We start from the raw sequence: 18,160 nt of genomic DNA, 5'->3' as shown, positions 1-18,160 counted from the left end.
TGTGGAATTCAAGGATTGTCCCTATTCCATATAAAAAAGGAGAATATGACTATGAGCGACCAAACGAATACGATGGAAATTGGAATTAGCACATTCCTCCATGTAAATCCCGGCCATGGTGGTGTCTCGCACGCCCAGAGGCTGCGCCAAGCGGTAGAAGAGATTCAATTGGCAGATCAAGTCGGCCTTGACGTCTATGCCATCGGCGAGCATCATCGAATCGACTACACAGCCTCGTCGCCAGCCGTCATTCTGGCCGCCGCTGCCGCTTCAACGAAGCGGATCCGGCTCTCGAGCGCAGTGACGGTGCTCTCTTCGGATGATCCGGTGCGGGTATATGAGGACTTCGCAACGCTGGACGGTCTGTCGAACGGGCGAGCGGAGATCATGGCCGGACGGGGTTCGTTCATCGAATCGTTTCCTTTATTCGGCTATGACCTGAAGGATTACGAGGCATTGTTCGAAGAAAAACTGGAGCTGCTGTTGAAGATTCGCGCTTCTGAGAAGGTGACCTGGCGCGGCGGTCATCGACCGGCGATTGACAACATGGGCATCTATCCTCGTGCAGAGCAGGAGCTTCTACCTGTATGGATCGGCACGGGTGGCAGTCCGGAATCGGCTGTTCGCGCCGGCTTGCTGGGACTTCCGATTGTCTTCTCTATCCTGGGCGGGATGCCGGAGAGATTCGCACCCCTGGTGGAGCTTTATAAGGAAGCCGCGGTGAAGGCAGGTCACGATCCGAATAAGCTGCAAATTGCGACGCATTCGCATGGTTTTATTTCGGATACGACCCAAGACGCATCAGAACGATATTACCCGGTCATGGCCGACCAAATGAACCGAATTGGACGAGAGCGAGGCTGGGCTACCTATACACGTGACTCGTACGATGCAGCCAGCAGCCTTCACGGAGCACTGTATGTCGGAGACCCTGAATATGTCGCAGAGAAGATCGTACTGCTGCACAAGAACCTGGGCTTGACTCGATTCATGATGTACGTCGACTTCAGCTCGTTGCCGCATCGCGACTTGCTGCGGACGATTGAGCTTCTCGGCACCCAAGTCGCACCGATTGTCCGTAAGGAGCTCGCCCGTCAGACGTCTGACCGGTAACGCTTAATGCAGTGGACGAACGTTGGAGTAAAGAGACCTGATGGGGCCAGAAATGGCGCCGGCGAACTTGAGAGTTCATTTTTTTTAATCATGATTTCTACAAATTTAGAACTATAGAAATGAAGAGGAGAGAATCGAATGAGAAACGCTTGGAAATTATATATATTGGCCATTATCAGCTTTTTAGTCGGAACTTCGGAATTCGTGATTGCCGGCATTTTGGACATGCTGGCAAGTGATGTTGGAGTGTCGTTAGCGGCGGCCGGACAACTGATTACGGTCTACTCGCTTGCTTATGCCATCGGCACACCGATTCTTATTGCAATCACGGCAAGGATGGATCGAAGAACGCTTATGCTATCAGCTTTGGCATTATTTTTCGTAGGGAACCTGATCACAGTCACAACCACAGGCTACGGCATGCTGATTGGAGCAAGAATTATTTTGGCGATAAGCACGGGGGTATTTATGGTCGTCGCCCTGACCGTTGCAGCCAAGATCTCTCAACCTGGAAGACAGGGCGGCGCTATTGCAACGGTTCTCTTGGGCTTTAACCTCGCGCTCATTCTCGGAGTTCCGCTTGGGAGGATCATTGCGGGCTCGTATGATTGGAAAATCATCTTCACGGGGATCGGAGCACTCAGCTTGATCGCGATGCTGGTTCTTCTACTGACGCTTCCGAAATCGGAAGGAGAGGCTCCCGTTCCTATTCGGGAACAGCTCGCCTTGTTAAAGAATCCCCGAATCTCTGTCGCGCTGTCCATCAGTTTTTTCTGGATATTGGGATATATGATTCTGTACACCTATATAACGCCGTTTCTGCTGACCGTTACGGGAATGGGCGAGAAGATGGTAAGCATCGGATTGTTTGCATTTGGACTGGCCAGCCTCATAGGTTCTCAAGTTGGCGGCTACGGTGTAGATAAATGGGGCATACCCCGCACGATGATTGGAGGCTTGCTCTTTCATTCCGGCATCTTATTTTTGCTGGCGGCGTTCTCCCATTCGTCGATGTTCGTGTTGCCTTTGCTTATGTTATGGTCCTTTTTCGCTTGGTCGATGGGGCCGGTTCAACAAGTATATTTATTCGGTATGGCTCCTCAGGCTTCGGGGATCATCCTGAGTTTGAACAATTCTATCGTGCAGCTCGGCATGGCCGTAGGGGCTGTAATCGGGGGCGTCATTGTTGAAAGAGTCTCGCTTACAGCCGTCGGCTGGCTTGGTGGAGTTGGCGTCGCAATTGCACTCATCCCGGCTATTTTTTCTTTATCCATGCGTCGCAGGTCTGCAATAGGTGAACAAAAATTGAGCGTAACCGATAAACCGTAAGTTTGAAAAGACGATCTATTCCACACTGTTTTTCTATGGAGACAGTTCTACTTGGGCAACTCCAAGGAAATGGATGAGGCTGTCAAGATCGACGGTGGCGTTCACCATGTATTACCGGATGATCCTGCCGCTCTCCATCCCGTCGCTGGAGACCGCAGCTATTATGAAATTTATGCTTAGGGTAATCGATCAGCCCCCTTTGCTGCACGTGATCCGGTGAACGGTATACGACGCATGCGGCAAGGGGGTCTTCATTTGTTTACATATCGATTTCCCTCGGATGATGTGTGAACGGTGAAAGGTAGGGAAGGGCTTGCTCGTGCCTTCGGCAAGGATAAATTTCCGCCGGGTAATCCAATTCTGTCTCTCCCTCCATCGAATGCTCAATCCCTTCATGAACGTGTTTCTTCTATATATAGTTGTGAACCTTATGATTCCATTGCTACCATTCAGACCGATGTCACGCTTACTTTACCAACAGAAATTCAATTCTCCTCACCTAACGAATAACCCCCGGTGACTTCTCAACCCGCTCATAGTTTGATACAATGACCATGTTGTTGATAATAATTCTCATATTAAAGGGTGCGGTTGTATGCCTTCGATGTTGAGCCTGGAGGAACATTTGCAATTATGGAATCAAGCTCATGTGCAGCTGATTGAAGTGCGGCTATGCACCGTCGAGGTTGCCATGGCTTTCTCCATGCCTGCGAGTGGATTCGTATATGTGGCGGATAACATCCAACATGTCGAATTCGGTGATGTCCGTTACACAGAGCCTGCCGATATCGTACTGCACGGGGGAGAGGGCACGCCTGTTCAGATCGTCCCCCGCTTTAATCGAGGGCGATTTTATCTGGTGACTTACCGAGTAGAATGGGGACAGCATACGGATACCCAGTGGCGTCAATTGGCTGAACAATCGCAGTTTGGCGAGAGGGTCAGCACGGTACATGCCGGAGTGGAAACTTCGCTGCGCACCCTGCTGCACACGATGGAGGCAGCTTGGCAGCAGCAACAGCCGGGTGCGCAGCTGCAAGCCAAAGCGTATTTTCTATCCTTCATATATGAATGGGTCCAATTGCAGCACCAGTCCTCCGAGACGGCCGATTCTAGCCCAATCACGCAAGTGATTCAATACATGCAGCATTTTTACGCACAGCCCATCACACTGAAGCAGTTAGCCGAGCACGCCAATTATAGCGTTCCTCATCTTTGTGCGCTGTTTAAAGACGCTACGGGGTACACGCCCATCGAATACTTGACTCGAATGCGCGTCGAGGTTGCCAAGACACTATTGACCGAGAGTACGCTCAGTCTGCCAGAAGTAGCTGAAAAAGCCGGCTACCGTGATCCTTCTTATTTCGGAAGGATATTCAAACGCATGGTCGGCTTGTCGCCCCTGCATTTCAAGCGTACGGGGCAGGACAAGTCAAGCTTGACGGCTGGCCCGGCAACAGAAGCATCGGAGTTCAACCCGCTGATGATTAAGCGTTCCATGCTTCGGCATATCGAGCACGCGCTAGGCGAAGCAGAGATTACGGCTATTCCACAGCGTATCGTTGCGCTCGACTGGACGATGGCCGAGTATTTGCTCGCGCTGGGAATCGTTCCGCTAGGTGTCTCGGAAGCGGACGAAATGCCTCGCTGGCTAAGTCTGCCGATTGCCATTCCTGACGGCATCGTAGATGTCGGCCCGCGCCTCCAGCCGAATCTGCAGAGGATTGCCGAGCTGTCCCCGGACTTAATCATCGGCACTCGCATGCTGACAGAACCCTATTATGATGCTTTACAGCAGATCGCGCCTACCGTTGCCTACGATCTTTTTCCATCAAGCCGGCAAACGTCTGAATATGAGTCGCTGGAATACTCTTTTGGGCATCTGGCCTCTGTTTTGGATAGAGGAGCGCTTGCGACCGGCATTCAGTGCCGATTGGAGGACTCATACAAGGTCATGCGTGAATATATCCATCCCCGAATCGCAACGAATAAAGCGATGGTTGCTATTGGTTACTCCAGCGAGCAGCATTACTTGCTGCGCTTGTCCAATGACGGCTCCTTGCCCGTCGGGGTTTTGGAACGCCTCGGTCTAACGAATGCCTTCAAGCCAGGGCATTATGAACCGCTCGGGTTCACTACCATCGAGATGGATAAGCTCGAAGTGGGTGACAATGCCCATATGATGTACCTCGTTCAGCGCGACGATAAGATCGCAATCTCGCGGTTGCAGAAGGAACGGACTTGGAGGATGCTGAACGTTTCCTCCCACAGAGGAAGTCGAATGAAACCCTCTGGTATGATCTGGCCCTACGGAGGCCCGCTTTCTGTCAACATGTTTGCTGTCGCTGCTACACGTTCGCTGACCCTGCAATCATCCCGCTATCGCTGACATGGCTCTGCCGTCAACCGGCCATGATTTATCAGCGATAGCTTTTTTGTGTGGGAAAGTGGCTTGAATCCGAATATCGTCCGGTTTTTCAGGCGAATATTGTCTATTGCTGCCATTTCCCCTACTTGCTATACTGTTATCGATCATAATTTGATAATGATTATCAACATCATTCAGTAGTTCGCAGATCGAAGGGATGGTCCGCAAGGGATGTTGGACATACGCAACAAGAAAGGGTTGGAGAAATGAGACATAAACCAAAAGCCACGGTTCTATTTATTCTGCTTGCCGTACTTGTGCTGATCATCGCGGGGTGCGCAAGCTCGCCATCTAATTCTGCACCTTCGTCTACAGGCTCCAGCGGTGCAGCTGAACCATCCAAGGTATCCCCAACACCTGCTGTCGGTTCCGAAAAAGCTGATGTGAAATATCCGATTGAGATCGAGCACGCTTTGGGAAAAACGGTCATTAAAAGCAAGCCTGAGCGAATCGTTACCGTTCAATGGGCAAATCATGACATCGTACTGGCTCTTGGCGTGAAACCGGTTGGTTTCTCGGCGGCTAACTTCGGCGTGCAAGACGGAAGCGGTATGCTGCCTTGGACACTCAAGGAAGTGAAGAAATTAGGTCTCGAGAAACCGAATATTTTTAAGGATACCGACGGACTTAATTTTGAAGCCATCTCGGATGCGAAGCCTGATGTGATTCTGGCCGCTTACTCGGGCATTACGAAAGAAGATTATGAATTGTTGTCCCAGATCGCACCGGTGGTTGCTTACCCGACATCGCCTTGGACCACGACATGGCGGGAGCAAGTCATCCTTAATGCAACGGGCATGGGGATGGCTGCCGAAGGGAAGCAATTAATTAAGGATACGGAAAAACTGGTTCAAGATAAATTGGGTCAATATCCGCAAATTAAAGGCAAGAAGGTAGTTTGGGTCAATTTTTCGGCCAAGGATTTGTCCAAGCTGCACATCTATACACCGATCGATTCACGCGTTGCGTTTTTGTATGAGCTTGGACTCATTTACCCTGATGCTGTGACCAAGCAGATTACGGATCCGAAGAGCTACTCCTTGAAATTGAGCAGTGAAAATGCTCAGGCCTTATATGAAGCGGATGTCATTGTCGGATATGGTAATAATGAATTGCTTCAAGCGCTTAAAGCAGATAGCTTGCTCGGCAAAATTCCGGCGATTCAGAAGGGAGCCGTAGCGTTTATCGACAGCGATACGCCGCTAGTAGCAGCCGGCACGCCAAACCCGCTGTCCATCGCTTACACGATTGATGAGTATCTGAAGCTGATTGGGGACGCTCTGGATCGAGGCAAATGAATCATTCAGCGCCATCTATACCCGAACCAAATTGGGGTGTGCCCAAGCACTTCAAGCTCATTCTGCTGTGCAGTATCGTCTTGCTCGTGGTATGCGCAGCCGCATCCCTGATGCTGGGCTCGCGAGGGATCGGGTTTACCGAAATGATGGACGGCTTGTTCCGTCCGGAGGTTGATTCCTATGAAGCCAATATCGTTCGGAAGCGCATCTCACGAACGGTGTTTAGTTTATGCTGCGGGGCAGCGCTTGGCGTATCCGGTGCGCTGATGCAATCCGTGACGCGCAATCCGATTGCCGATCCGAGTATATTGGGCGTCAATACCGGTGCTGCTTTGTTTGTCGTAACTGGAATGGCCTTTTTGAATGTCAGCTCTGCGGGATCTTCCATCTGGCTTGCTCTTGTGGGTGCCGGGGGGACAGCGGTATTTGTGTACGGAATCGGGTCGATGGGGCGGGGCGGAGCCACACCGATTAAGCTTGTGCTGGCCGGCGCGGCAACGAGTGCCGCGCTGTCTTCCATGGTTGCCGCTATCATGCTGCCACGTGCTTATGTGATGGATCAGTTTAGATTTTGGCAAGTAGGAAGTGTGGGGTCCGGCTCTTGGGGTGCGATCGCTACGATTGCCCCGTTTCTAATCCTGGGCCTTCTGATTGCGATCGTGACTGCCCCGGCGCTTAATGCCTTAGCGCTGGGAGATGAAGCTGCAGCGGGTTTGGGTGTGCGAACAGGGGTGCTGAGACTTATTGCCGCCTTTGCCGGCGTCATCTTATGCGGTGCAACGACAGCACTGGCGGGCCCGATCGGTTTTGTCGGTCTACTGGCGACTCATGTGATGCGTCTGATTCTTGGCCCTGATCTGCGGTATGTGATCCCCATGTCTGGAATTTCGGGGGCACTAATCTTGACGATATCCGATGTATGCGGCAGGGTAATCGGCAGACCTGGCGAGCTGGAAGTCGGTGTGGTCACAGCTTTTATAGGAGCTCCGATTCTTATCCTGCTGGCGATCAGATCGAAGGTTCGATCACTATGAACCATGAAACGATAGCTTTGATTCGCAGGGGCAGGTATTTGCGCCGCCGCCGCTGGGCGCTGGTTACCGCCTTGCTTGCCGTACTGGCATGCGCACTCTGCTGCGCTATGCTTCTGCTCGGCAACACTATATATTCCATTCAAGATGTCACCCGGGTGCTGCTTGGTGAGCAGATCAAGGGAGCGTCCTTTGCGGTCCATACGATACGGCTGCCGAGAATGCTGGCTGGGCTGTTTGCCGGATTCGCCTTTGGTATTGCCGGGTACACGTTCCAGACCATGCTGCGCAATCCGCTGGCCAATCCCAATGTGATCGGGATTACGTCCGGTTCTAGTGCAGCTGCCGTATTTTGCATCACGGTGCTGCATGCGAACGGAGCTGTTGTATCTGCCGCTTCCATCGTTGCCGGTCTGGCGACAGTAACGGTGATGTACATATTGTCCAGAGGCAGGGCCTTTTCGATTGGAAGACTCATTCTGGTCGGTATCGGGATACAGGCTATGCTGGACGCCGTCATCTCCTATCTGATTCTGATCAGCGCCCAGACGGATATCCCGGCAGCGATGAGATGGCTCGGAGGCAGTCTGAACGGCTCGCAGATGCGGGAACTGCCGCCGCTTATCATCGCTGTGCTGGTTCTCTCGCCCATCCTCATGGGGTTGGGCAAGCACCTGAGTCTACTGGAGCTTGGCGAGCATTCGGCATCTTCTCTGGGCATAAATACGGACAAAACGCGCATGATGCTGATCTTGATCTCCGTGTTCATCATTGCGATTGCCACGGCTACAACAGGGCCTATTGCCTTTGTCTCCTTTCTGGCCGGACCTATAGCCAATCGTTTGGTTGGCAAAGGTTTCTCGAATATCCTTCCTGCGGGACTTGTTGGCGTGAATTTGGTATTAGCGGCCGATCTGATCGGACAATTTGCTTTCGAGACCCGATTCCCCGTCGGCATCGTCACGGGGATGCTCGGAGCGCCGTATCTGATCTACTTGCTGATCCGAATGAACCAAAAGGGAGAGCTATGATGAAACCGACACATCTATTTCAAGCGCAGCAGCTGGTTACCGGCTATGACCATCAAGCGATTATTCATGGCATAGACCTCACCATCCCCAGTCATAAGATCAGCGTCATCATGGGGTCTAATGGCTGTGGAAAGTCGACGCTGCTCAAAACATTGGCCAGACTCATCAAGCCGATCTCCGGCACGATCACGATCGACCAGGAAGCAATTGGAGGCATGTCGCCGAGGAAGTTTGCCAAAGTGGTAGGCCTTCTGCCGCAATCTCCGATTGTACCGGAGGGGATTACAGTCGCAGACCTGGTGGGCCGAGGCAGATTTCCCCATCAGACTTGGCTTGGCGGCTGGACCAAAAAGGATTATGAAGCTGTAGCCGAAGCTATGCAGATGATGAATATTACTCCGTATGCCAATCAGCATATGGACGAACTGTCAGGCGGTCAGCGGCAGCGGGTATGGATTGCTATGGCGCTTGCCCAGCAAACGGATATTCTGTTTCTGGACGAGCCCACGACCTTTCTGGATATCACGTACCAGGTAGAAATTCTGGACCTGCTAACAGACCTGAACCGCAAGCAGGGGACGACCATCGTGATGGTGCTTCATGATATCAACCTGTCGGCGCGTTATGCCGATCATGTCTTCGCGCTGCGCGAGGGCAGGCTAGTGGCCGAAGGGACGCCGACGGAAGTCATCACCAGCGCACGGATCAACGAAATCTTCGGGTTGAACTGTACGGTCATTCAGGACCCGCTATCAGGATCGCCTTTAGTCGTGCCCTGGGGGCGTCATCATGTACAAGAATCTCCGTTTAGCAGACAGGTTAAAGAATAGAATAAGATGAAGCGGCCCTAGTTCTGAATGTCATCGGACTGAGGCCGTTTCTTTTTGCTTTAACCAAGAGGTTCAGTTCTGCCGAGACGGACATAGAATTGTACCTTTCACTCACGTACGATCCTCTTGCCAACCTGTTAGATTGTGATACAATACTTTTTATAGATAAATATATATTTAGTCATGAAAATATTTCTAATGAATAGGTGAGTTTATGAATTCCGAATCCAAATACTTTGTTCTGCTATTTTATAAATTCGTAAAGCTTCCCGATGCTGAGCAGTTTAGTCAGGAGCATCTAGCTTATTGCAAGGAGCTGGGAGTCAAGGGCCGTATCTTAATTGCAGATGAAGGCATTAATGGAACGCTATCCGGTACGGCTGAGCAAACCGAGCAGTACATGCATGATTTACGTCAGAATCCTTTATTTGCTGATATGGTGTTTAAAGTGGATGAGGCAGATGAACATGCGTTCAAGAAAATATTTGTTCGTTACAAAAAAGAATTGGTTACGTTTAGGGTTGAAGATGAACTCGATCCCAATGTCCTCAGTGGTGAGCGCCTGAGTCCCAAGCAGTTCTATGAACAGCTTCAGCGGGACGATGTCATCGTGCTAGATGGACGTTCCGGCTATGAATACGACCTCGGGCATTTCCGCAATTCCATTCGACCGGATGTCGATTCCTTCCGGGAATTTCCGGAGTGGATAGATGAACATATGAGCGAATTTAAAAACAAGCCCATTCTGACGTATTGCACAGGTGGGATTCGCTGTGAGAAATTGAGCGGCTATCTGCTGCAGCAAGGCTTCCAGGAAGTTTATCAGTTAGATGGCGGCATTGTCACCTACGGAAAAGATCCTGACGTGCAAGGCAGGCTTTTCGATGGCAAATGCTATGTGTTTGATGAACGGATATCCGTGCCGATCAATCACACGGATGAAGCCGTTGTCGTCGGACAATGCCATCATTGCGGCAGCCCCTCGGAGCGATATATCAATTGTGCAGAGGATACTTGTCACCTGCAGCATATTTGCTGTGAAGCGTGTGATGACGTTCATCATGGTTATTGCTCGGAGGCATGCGCGTCCCCTTCAGCTGCGGCAACGAAAGGATAAAAGCACCCCTTCATTTCGTGATTTAAGGCGGAGTTATTGTAAAAGTGTTCTGTATCTGTATAGCCCGTACATGGCTCTCGCGGCCATTTGCGGGCTTTTTGATTACTTGGCCGCACATGGCTCCACAACTCATCGAGATGGCGAAGTCAGAAGCTTCATGGAGTTCCCTATCAATATCTTTCAATGCTTAACATCAATATGATTCAAATTCGCGTAGGAGGAGGTATGGTTTTTGAAACCGAATACATAATAAAAAGACGGATCTGCATAGGGGGAGCCTGACAATGAAGCATATGAGCATCCGGTTCCGGCTCATGATCCTTATGATATTGCTGACGACGCTGCCCGTTGTCACGGTCACCTGGATAGCCACCAAGAATATGAGAGCTTCGGTGGAAAAAGAGATTTTCAGCGCGAATGAGTCCCGTATGAGGTGGGCGGACCAGTACTTAACCGAATTGATTGAGCAGGTGGATGTTCTTTTCTATACGCTGCAGATCAATCAGACGCTAATGACGGCTGCCCAGGAGCTGGAAAGTCCGGACATTGGCGTGCAGTTTCGCAGTCAGAATGTCGTTTGGCAAACACTGACCTCGGTCTTTTATGCCAACTCGCGCAAGTTTGATCAGGTCACGCTTTATCTGGAGCAGCTGAAGCGGGCCTATGATGTGAAATTCTCCAGTAACGAAAGCTTCCCGCTATCCGATCTGGAGGACGAAGCCTGGAGCCGTATCCGGCGGGCGCCGGTCAATATGTACTTCAAGCAAACCAGCAGCGGAATCTATGCTTTCCATAGCATCAATCGCTTCGAGGACCGCAAGCTGCTGGGCGGAATCTCGGCCCGTATCAACAAGGAGGTGTGGGAGGAGGTCGGCTCGATCCTGAGGTCGGAGGCCGATAGCTCAGTGTTTCTGCTTAATGATGAGGGCGAGCTGCTGTCCGGCTCGACAACGCTGGATGTCACCGATGAGCTGGCGAGTTATCTGAAGACTCTGCAGCTGCCTGATGCTGAGCTATTCGCTGAGCGGGGGCACAATTATTTGTATTTCGCCAAGAAGGTGTCGGATGGACCGCTTACGGTAATCAAGGCTATTCCGGTTTCCACTATCAATCAGAGCGCTAACGCTACGATCCGGGCGGGTTTGCTGACAGGAGCAGCCTTTGCTCTGGCGTCCCTGCTCTTATCGATTCTCGTGTCGCTGAGGATTAGCCGTCCGATCGTCAGTCTCGCGCGCGAGATGCGGTTAGCCCACGTCCATAGCTTCGAGATGAAGACGGTGCAGAACCGCGATGAAATCGGTCTTCTGGAAACCGGGTACAATTCCATGATGAGGCGGATCAAGGAATTGATCGAGGGGGAATACCAGCACCAGATCGAAGTAAAGAATGCGCAGCTTATGGCTTTACAAGCGCAGATCAACCCCCATTTTATGTATAATACGCTTCACTTGATCGGCGGGATGGCGCTGGGGAAGAATGCGCCGGAAATTTATAAAATCATTCACGTATTCGGCGATTTGATCCGGTATTCGATCGGCTCGGATGAGGACATGGTGTCTCTAGAGGAAGAATTGAAGCATACGCGCAACTATTTGTTCATTCAGGAGCACCGTTTTGTAGGGCGCTGCACCATTTCGCTGGCGGTCGATGAGCGGGCACTCGAGAGCAGGCTGCCCAAGTTTACGCTGCAGCCAATCGTGGAGAATGCCTTCGAGCATGGTCTGCAGAGGAGGGAAGGAGCCTGGAGGCTGGAGATTCGTGTGCGGCGGGTCGGAGGCCGGGTGCTGCTAATGGTCAAGGACGAAGGCATGGGCATGGAGCGCGAGGTGCTCCTGCGGCTGCGCCGTGAGCTCTCGGAGGAGCTGCTGAAGAAGACGGCTCCTGCTCAGAGAAGGGAAGGCAGGAGGAAAGGGATCGGCCTGCACAATGTAGATGCCAGGCTCAAGCTGAGCTTCGGACCCTCCTATGGAGTCCGGCTATTCAGCACGCCAGATAGCGGCACCTTGGTTGTTGCTGTGATTCCTTGTTAAGGAGGCAAGACGCTGCCATGTATAATGTACTGATTATTGACGATGAGCCGTGGTCCCGGCAAGTGGTGAAAACCCTTGTTCCCTGGGAGTCCCTGGGGCTGCAGCAAGCTGGAGAAGCGGAGGACGGCAGGGAAGGGCTGCGCCTGGCGGATGAGCTGTCTCCGCATATTATCATCACGGATATGCGCATGCCCGGGATCGACGGTGTGGAGCTGCTCCAGCAGTTGAACGATCAATATCCCGAGATTAAAATTATCGTGATGAGTGGTTATGATGATTGGCCGTATCTGAAGCAAGCGATCCGTTCGCGTGCCGTTGAGTATTTGCTGAAGCCGATCGATGCGGATGAATTGCTGGGTGCTTTATCCCGTTGTCTGGCCGAGCTGAGAGAGGCAGCCTCTCGTTATGACGGCGCTGATGATGCCGGGGAACCGTTCTTATTTGCCGACAGCGCTCTGCTGAACGGGTATTTGGCCACGAAGCGCCAAGTGTATGCCCTCATGAGAGAGTTCCAGGCGGGTGGAGTCGAGCAAGCCTTCCTTAAGCTGCAGCAGGAACTGACGGAGACGCTCACCCCGGAGAGGCAGAAGGGAATGATTCCCCAGCTCGCGTATGATTTTATCCTGATGCTGCAGGAGTTTCTCGCGGAGAACGGACTGAGCTCCGACTATGCGCGTGACCCGTCCGCCGTATCTGTCACCGAATGGTCCAGTATTACACAAGCGATGAACGAGCTGGGTTCCCTCTATGTGATTGCGATCAGGGAGGCGGAGCTGCTCCGCAGAAGCCGGGGAAGTCTATCTATCGCCGCGATCCAGGCCTATATCGACAAGCATTATGGCGAACCCATCTCGCTGGAAACGATCGCTCAGCAATTTTTCGTCAGCAAGGAGCATTTGAGCCGGTTGTTCAAAGCTTCGGCCGGCGAGAACTTGACCGATTACTTGCACCGCAGACGCATGGAGCGGGCGAGGGAGCTGATCGTGGAGCAAGGCTATTCGATCAAGCATGTGGCTGAGCTGACAGGCTACGCCGATCTGACGTATTTCTACCGGGTATTTAAGAAGCACTTCGGAATTACGCCCGGAGATCTGCGCAAGGAGGAGTAGGCTGACATCAATATGTTTCAAAACAGGATGCTAAACTTGTCAAATGAATGCGGTCCGCTATCCCCCTATACTTAGAGCTGTAACGAACTATACGACTGACAAAGGGGATTGACAAAATGAAGAAAGCGCTCGCTTTATTATTGACCTCAAGTCTGGCCCTGGCTGCCGCCGGCTGCGGAGCTTCCGGCACCACAGAGAAATCGGCGGCCCCCGCTTCTGGCGAACAGGCCGCGGCTGCCAAAAAAGTAGAGCTGAAGGTATTTATGAGCTTTCCGCGGTTCAAGGACCAGTTCGATAAGTATTTCGAGCAGTTCAAGCAGAAGCAGAAGGCTGAGAAGAACATCGATGTGACAATCAAGCTGGAAATGCCGAATCCCGATCAGGCCAAGCAAATTCTTCAGACGAGACTGGCTTCGGGGGATGCGCCGGATCTGTTCACGCTTCATGCGATCGCCGATATTCCGACTTACTCCAAGGCCGGTTATCTGGCCGATCTGTCCAATCAGCCGTTCGTGCCGAAGATTTATGAGAGCGTAAGGAAAACCGTGACGTATGACGGCAAGGTCGCCGCTCTTCCGCTGGAGAGCTTGTCTTGGGGCTATCTTTACAATAAGAAAATGTTCAAGGATCTCGGACTGACGCCTCCCCAAACGCTGGATGAAATGAAAGCGGTTGTAGAGAAGCTCAAGGCGAGCAAGGTTACTCCGTTCGAATTGTCCTTCCAGGAAGCTTGGATTCCGCAATTGATGATGGCGCTTTCGCTTGGCGGCATCGTGTCCTCGGAGCATCCGGACTGGGTGGACAAGATGAATAAGGGTCAGGCCTCCTATGGCGATGTGAAGGATGTCTTCAATATCATTGATTTGATTATGGCCAACGGAACGGATAAGCCGTTCGAGGTAGGCAGCGCAGCCGGTTCGAGCGATTTTGCGAACGGCAAAGCCGCGATGTGGGTACAAGGACCGTGGCAGGCGGAATCGATTCTGAAGGCGAACCCGAACGCCGAGTTCGGTGTGGCGCCGCTCCCGGTGAGCAACAATCCGGCTGGCACGATGATCAATCTGGCGACCTCGACCTCGCTGGCCGTTTCCTCGACGAGCAAGAATAAGGAGGTCGCGCTGGATCTGCTCAACTATGTGCTGGACGATAAAGCCTCCCCGCCGCTGTTCCAGGAGCTCAAGTTCAACCCGGTAGCCGACATTCATAAGTATGAGACGTTCCCTTGGGTGACCGAAGCGAGCAGCTATGTGTCCAAAGGCAAGGCTTACCTGGATCTGTCGCTGCCGAACGGGGTGACTGATGAAACGGCCAAGCTGCTTCAAAGCTATTATGCGAAAAACGTGACGAAGGATGACTTGATCAAGGCCCTGGATAAAACATGGGCGAATGCGATCAAAGCCAGCAAGTAAATAGGCAGGTAGCTACCGCTCTAGGGAGGTCATCGGATGGGATGGACTAGAAAGTGGAAATCCTCGATCATCCTGCTTGCCTTCGTCGCGCCGGCTCTGCTCTTCTATGCTGTATTCACCCTCGCCCCCGCTTTCGGGGGCGTCTGGTACAGCCTGACGGATTGGAACGGCTTGAATCCGCACTATAGCTGGGTCGGATTCGCTAATTACGTGGAGGCGCTGACGGATGATCCGGTTTTCCTGGATTCGCTAAAGTTTACGCTCAAATATGTGTTGTTCATGGTCGTGCTGCAGAATGTGATCGCTATTGCGCTGGCGGTGCTCGTCGAGACGAGGGGAAGAAGCAAAGCCTGGTTTCGGACGATCTTCTTCATGCCGAACATGATCAGCATGATCATCGGCGGGTTTATGTGGCTGTTTATTTTTACGAAGGTGCTTCCTTATGTAGCGATTCATTGGGGTATGCCGTTTCTGGACCGGTCCTGGATCGGCGATCCGAATACTTCCTTTTATTCTATTTTAATCTTATCCTTATGGGGCGGGGTCGGCTACTTGATGGTCATCTACATGGCCGCCTTGCAGGGGGTTCCCCAGTCGCTCAAGGAAGCGGCGATGATCGACGGAGCGAATGCGGGAGAGATTTTCCGCCATGTGACGCTGCCGCTGATCTACCCGGCGCTGACCATCGGTATTTTTCTCACGCTGAACAACTCCTTCAAGGTATTCGAGGCTGTCTTTGCCTTGACCGGCGGGGGACCGGGCAGATCTACCCAGGTCATCGCGCTGAACATTATGGAGGAAGCGTTCAAGCTGCACAGCCGGTACGGCTACGCTAGCGCCAAGGCGATGCTGTTATTCCTGATCGTCTTCCTGATTACGCTCATCCAGCTCCGCATCATGAAAAACCGGGAGGTGGAAGCATGAGCAAGGGAACGGCTGCTCTTCGCTACCGGATGGGCTCCACTATCATTTTCCTGGTTCTGCTTGTTGCTGCATGCTTCACCTTGTTTCCCGTCTATATGGGCATTCTGAATTCCTTGAAGACCGAGGGGGAGATGATGAACAACATTCTCTCCCTGCCTGCGAAGCTTCAGCTCGCCAATTATGCGGATGCTTTTCATAAAACGGAGTTCCTGCGCAGCTTGGGCAATACGGTCGTGGTCGCGGTCGTGGGGCTCGCGGGGATTATCGTGTTTGCCTCCATGGCAGGGTTTAAGCTTTCGCGTACGGCTGGACGCTTGAGCGGATTTATCTTCGGTTTGTTTGTGATGTCTATGCTCATCCCCTTCCACTCCATCATGATTACGCTGGTGAAGATCGCCAAGGAGTTATCCGTTCAGGGATCGACGGTCGGTCTGGGCTTCATCTATATCGGTCTGGGCGTTTCCATGGCAATTTTTCTGTATCACGGATTTGTGAAATCGATCCCGCGGGAGCTGGATGAGGCGGCTGTGATGGACGGCTGCGGGGAGTTTCGGTTATTCTTCACGGTGATTTTTCCGCTGCTGCTGCCGATTACGGCGACCGCTGCAATTCTGAATTTGCTCTGGATGTGGAATGATTTCCTCCTTCCGCTGCTTATGCTGACGGATTCGGATCAATACACGCTGCTGCTGTCGATTAATATGCTGTTCGGCCAGTATGGCAACCATGATTGGTCCGCGATTTTGGCGTCTCTGGTGCTGACACTGCTGCCGGTCATTCTGATTTATTCGGTGCTTCAATCATATATCCTGAACGGAATCGCGGAAGGTGCCGTTAAGGGATAGACAGGAGGAGAAGAGAACGATATGGGGAACGAACAGGTACAAGGCTTTCTAAGAGCGGATGGACGCAAGCTCCGTAATGAAGCCGGGGAGGACGTGCTGCTTCGCGGCGTAGGCTTCGGGAGCTGGCTGCTGCCGGAGGGGTATATGTGGAGGTTCCCCGAGCAGGGAGACCGTCCTCGCAGGATGGAGGCGATGATCCGTGACTTGATCGGGGAGGAGAAGGCTCGCCAGTTCTGGGAAACGTACTACGACCGTTATGTGGCGGAGGCGGATATCCGGAGAATTGCCGAGGAAGGCTTCAACTCCGTGCGTATTCCGATTAATGCGCGCTTTCTGCAGACGGAGGCTCCGGGTGTCTATCACGAAGGTCATCTGGCGCTCCTCGACCGGATGATCGCCTGGTGCAGGCAGTATCGCTTGTACGCGATCCTCGATCTGCATGGTGCGCCGGGCGGGCAGACCGGTACGAATATCGACGACTCGGAGAACAATCTGCCAGAGCTGTTCCTGAATGATGCCCATCGGGCTGAGGCGATCGCCATGTGGAGAATGCTCGCCGAACGCTACAAGGACGAGTGGATCGTAGCGGGCTACGACCTTCTCAATGAGCCGCTGCCCAATTGGTTTGCCGAGCATAATGACAAGATCATGCCGTTATACCGGGACATGATCCAAGCGATCCGTGAGGTCGACGACCGCCATATGATCATCCTGGAGGGTGCTCATTGGGCCACAGACTGGAGTATCTTTACCGACAAGCCGGATGATAACCTGCTGCTACAATTCCATAAGTATTGGAACAATCCGGACACGGCAAGCATCCAGACCTATCTGGACAAGCGTGAGGAATTGAATGCTCCGCTGTTCATGGGGGAAGGCGGGGAAAACAATATCAACTGGTATGTTGGGGCGTTCCAGCTTTTCGAGGATCATGACATCTCGTGGAATTTCTGGACGTGGAAGAAGATGGACACCGACAATTCCCCGTACTCGATCCGCAAGCCGCAGGGCTGGGAACAGCTGGTGGCTTACTTGAATGGCGGTGCCCGTCCGAGTGCGGAGGAGGCAGAGCGCATTCTCCAGGAATATCTGGACCATCTGCCGCTTGATCGATGCGACTACTATCCCGAAGTAGTGAACGCATTGCTGCGCAGGGCGCCGGTTAGGCTTCCGGCGATTTTCTACGGCTATCAGGGCGAAGGGCTCGGCTACCATGTCGGCGAGCCTGTTACCCATCAGTTGGGCTTCCGCCAAGACGACGGGACGGATATCCGGTTTGTGCATAGCGAGCGAACGCTGCCGAATTTCCAGCATGGCGGCGGAGAGGCTTGGACGGAGGATGAGAAGCTATGCGTTCATCTGAAAGCCGGTGACTGGTTGGCCTATGAGATCAACCTTCCGGCCAGCACGGACGTTCTGGAGGTTGCGCTCAAGGTGCAGCCGGAGGCAGCAGGCACTGCTTTAGACTTGTTCTTGGACGACCGTGAGCTTGTTGTCTTATACCTGTACGGAGAGGATTGGCGCTTGAGCGGGAGCCGGCTGGCAGGTACAGTTGCCGCAGGAAGACATACGTTGAAGGTACGGGTGCAGACAGGTCAGGCTGCATTAGAGTGGATAGAGCTGAAATAAGTTCATTCTGGAAGTTCTACGCGAAATCGGCTATACG

15 protein-coding genes are annotated in these 18,160 nt (G+C 52.5%); all 15 read left to right on the top strand.

The annotated features are described in order from the left end of the window. Positions 1-51 precede the first annotated feature (51 nt). A complete protein-coding gene (locus WMW72_RS22025; protein ID WP_341417722.1) occupies positions 52-1,113 on the top strand; it encodes an LLM class flavin-dependent oxidoreductase in 1,062 nt (353 codons plus the stop codon). A 138-nt stretch (positions 1,114-1,251) separates the two neighbouring features. Beyond that, positions 1,252-2,442, top strand: coding sequence for an MFS transporter (locus tag WMW72_RS22020; RefSeq protein WP_341417721.1), 1,191 nt, complete (start codon positions 1,252-1,254; stop codon positions 2,440-2,442). Between the two features lie 73 nt (positions 2,443-2,515). Next, positions 2,516-2,662 (top strand): hypothetical protein, encoded by a 147-nt coding sequence (locus WMW72_RS22015; RefSeq protein WP_341417720.1) that lies wholly within the window; start codon positions 2,516-2,518, stop codon positions 2,660-2,662. A 375-nt stretch (positions 2,663-3,037) separates the two neighbouring features. Then, a complete protein-coding gene (locus WMW72_RS22010; protein ID WP_341417719.1) occupies positions 3,038-4,831 on the top strand; it encodes a helix-turn-helix domain-containing protein in 1,794 nt (597 codons plus the stop codon). 245 nt (positions 4,832-5,076) lie between these two features. Further along, on the top strand, positions 5,077-6,168 hold the full coding sequence (locus WMW72_RS22005; RefSeq protein ID WP_341417718.1) for an iron-siderophore ABC transporter substrate-binding protein: 1,092 nt from the start codon (positions 5,077-5,079) through the stop codon (positions 6,166-6,168). Further along, entirely contained in the window at positions 6,165-7,202 is a 1,038-nt protein-coding gene (locus WMW72_RS22000; RefSeq protein ID WP_341417717.1) for a FecCD family ABC transporter permease, read from the top strand. Before WMW72_RS22005 ends, WMW72_RS22000 begins: the two co-directional genes overlap by 4 nt. After that, positions 7,199-8,230, top strand: coding sequence for a FecCD family ABC transporter permease (locus WMW72_RS21995; protein ID WP_341417716.1), 1,032 nt, complete (start codon positions 7,199-7,201; stop codon positions 8,228-8,230). Before WMW72_RS22000 ends, WMW72_RS21995 begins: the two co-directional genes overlap by 4 nt. Further along, positions 8,230-9,060: an ABC transporter ATP-binding protein gene (locus tag WMW72_RS21990; protein ID WP_341417757.1), complete on the top strand. Its 831-nt coding sequence runs from the start codon at positions 8,230-8,232 to the stop codon at positions 9,058-9,060. The genes WMW72_RS21995 and WMW72_RS21990 overlap by 1 nt, the downstream gene beginning before the upstream one ends. A gap of 214 nt (positions 9,061-9,274) precedes the next feature. Next, positions 9,275-10,177, top strand: a complete 903-nt coding sequence (gene trhO / locus WMW72_RS21985; RefSeq protein ID WP_341417715.1) for an oxygen-dependent tRNA uridine(34) hydroxylase TrhO — start codon at positions 9,275-9,277, stop codon at positions 10,175-10,177. 284 nt (positions 10,178-10,461) lie between these two features. Further along, positions 10,462-12,207, top strand: a complete 1,746-nt coding sequence (locus WMW72_RS21980) for a sensor histidine kinase (RefSeq protein WP_341417714.1) — start codon at positions 10,462-10,464, stop codon at positions 12,205-12,207. Between the two features lie 17 nt (positions 12,208-12,224). After that, complete coding sequence (locus WMW72_RS21975; protein ID WP_341417713.1) at positions 12,225-13,316, top strand: response regulator transcription factor; 1,092 nt, start codon at positions 12,225-12,227, stop codon at positions 13,314-13,316. A gap of 116 nt (positions 13,317-13,432) precedes the next feature. Continuing rightward, entirely contained in the window at positions 13,433-14,725 is a 1,293-nt protein-coding gene (locus WMW72_RS21970; RefSeq protein ID WP_341417712.1) for an ABC transporter substrate-binding protein, read from the top strand. Positions 14,726-14,761: 36 nt separating this feature from the next. Next, positions 14,762-15,649 (top strand): carbohydrate ABC transporter permease, encoded by an 888-nt coding sequence (locus tag WMW72_RS21965; protein WP_341417711.1) that lies wholly within the window; start codon positions 14,762-14,764, stop codon positions 15,647-15,649. Then, positions 15,646-16,494, top strand: coding sequence for a carbohydrate ABC transporter permease (locus tag WMW72_RS21960; protein ID WP_341417710.1), 849 nt, complete (start codon positions 15,646-15,648; stop codon positions 16,492-16,494). Before WMW72_RS21965 ends, WMW72_RS21960 begins: the two co-directional genes overlap by 4 nt. 21 nt (positions 16,495-16,515) lie before the next feature. Then, on the top strand, positions 16,516-18,123 hold the full coding sequence (locus WMW72_RS21955) for a cellulase family glycosylhydrolase (protein WP_341417709.1): 1,608 nt from the start codon (positions 16,516-16,518) through the stop codon (positions 18,121-18,123). Positions 18,124-18,160 lie beyond the last annotated feature (37 nt).

It is taken from the genome of Paenibacillus filicis (genome assembly GCF_038070315.1).
In the GTDB taxonomy this organism is placed as follows: Bacteria; Bacillota; Bacilli; order Paenibacillales; family NBRC-103111; genus Paenibacillus_G; species Paenibacillus_G filicis.
This window is presented reverse-complemented; position numbering and strand designations above follow the sequence as displayed.

What these genes read in the sequence shown, in the direction of transcription:
- WMW72_RS22025 (WP_341417722.1), top strand. Translation starts at nt 52, where the DNA reads ATGAGCGACCAAACGAATACGATGGAAATTGGAATTAGCACATTCCTC.
- WMW72_RS22020 (WP_341417721.1), top strand. Translation starts at nt 1,252, where the DNA reads ATGAGAAACGCTTGGAAATTATATATATTGGCCATTATCAGCTTTTTA.
- WMW72_RS22015 (WP_341417720.1), top strand. Translation starts at nt 2,516, where the DNA reads ATGAGGCTGTCAAGATCGACGGTGGCGTTCACCATGTATTACCGGATG.
- WMW72_RS22010 (WP_341417719.1), top strand. Translation starts at nt 3,038, where the DNA reads ATGCCTTCGATGTTGAGCCTGGAGGAACATTTGCAATTATGGAATCAA.
- WMW72_RS22005 (WP_341417718.1), top strand. Translation starts at nt 5,077, where the DNA reads ATGAGACATAAACCAAAAGCCACGGTTCTATTTATTCTGCTTGCCGTA.
- WMW72_RS22000 (WP_341417717.1), top strand. Translation starts at nt 6,165, where the DNA reads ATGAATCATTCAGCGCCATCTATACCCGAACCAAATTGGGGTGTGCCC.
- WMW72_RS21995 (WP_341417716.1), top strand. Translation starts at nt 7,199, where the DNA reads ATGAACCATGAAACGATAGCTTTGATTCGCAGGGGCAGGTATTTGCGC.
- WMW72_RS21990 (WP_341417757.1), top strand. Translation starts at nt 8,230, where the DNA reads ATGAAACCGACACATCTATTTCAAGCGCAGCAGCTGGTTACCGGCTAT.
- trhO (WP_341417715.1), top strand. Translation starts at nt 9,275, where the DNA reads ATGAATTCCGAATCCAAATACTTTGTTCTGCTATTTTATAAATTCGTA.
- WMW72_RS21980 (WP_341417714.1), top strand. Translation starts at nt 10,462, where the DNA reads ATGAAGCATATGAGCATCCGGTTCCGGCTCATGATCCTTATGATATTG.
- WMW72_RS21975 (WP_341417713.1), top strand. Translation starts at nt 12,225, where the DNA reads ATGTATAATGTACTGATTATTGACGATGAGCCGTGGTCCCGGCAAGTG.
- WMW72_RS21970 (WP_341417712.1), top strand. Translation starts at nt 13,433, where the DNA reads ATGAAGAAAGCGCTCGCTTTATTATTGACCTCAAGTCTGGCCCTGGCT.
- WMW72_RS21965 (WP_341417711.1), top strand. Translation starts at nt 14,762, where the DNA reads ATGGGATGGACTAGAAAGTGGAAATCCTCGATCATCCTGCTTGCCTTC.
- WMW72_RS21960 (WP_341417710.1), top strand. Translation starts at nt 15,646, where the DNA reads ATGAGCAAGGGAACGGCTGCTCTTCGCTACCGGATGGGCTCCACTATC.
- WMW72_RS21955 (WP_341417709.1), top strand. Translation starts at nt 16,516, where the DNA reads ATGGGGAACGAACAGGTACAAGGCTTTCTAAGAGCGGATGGACGCAAG.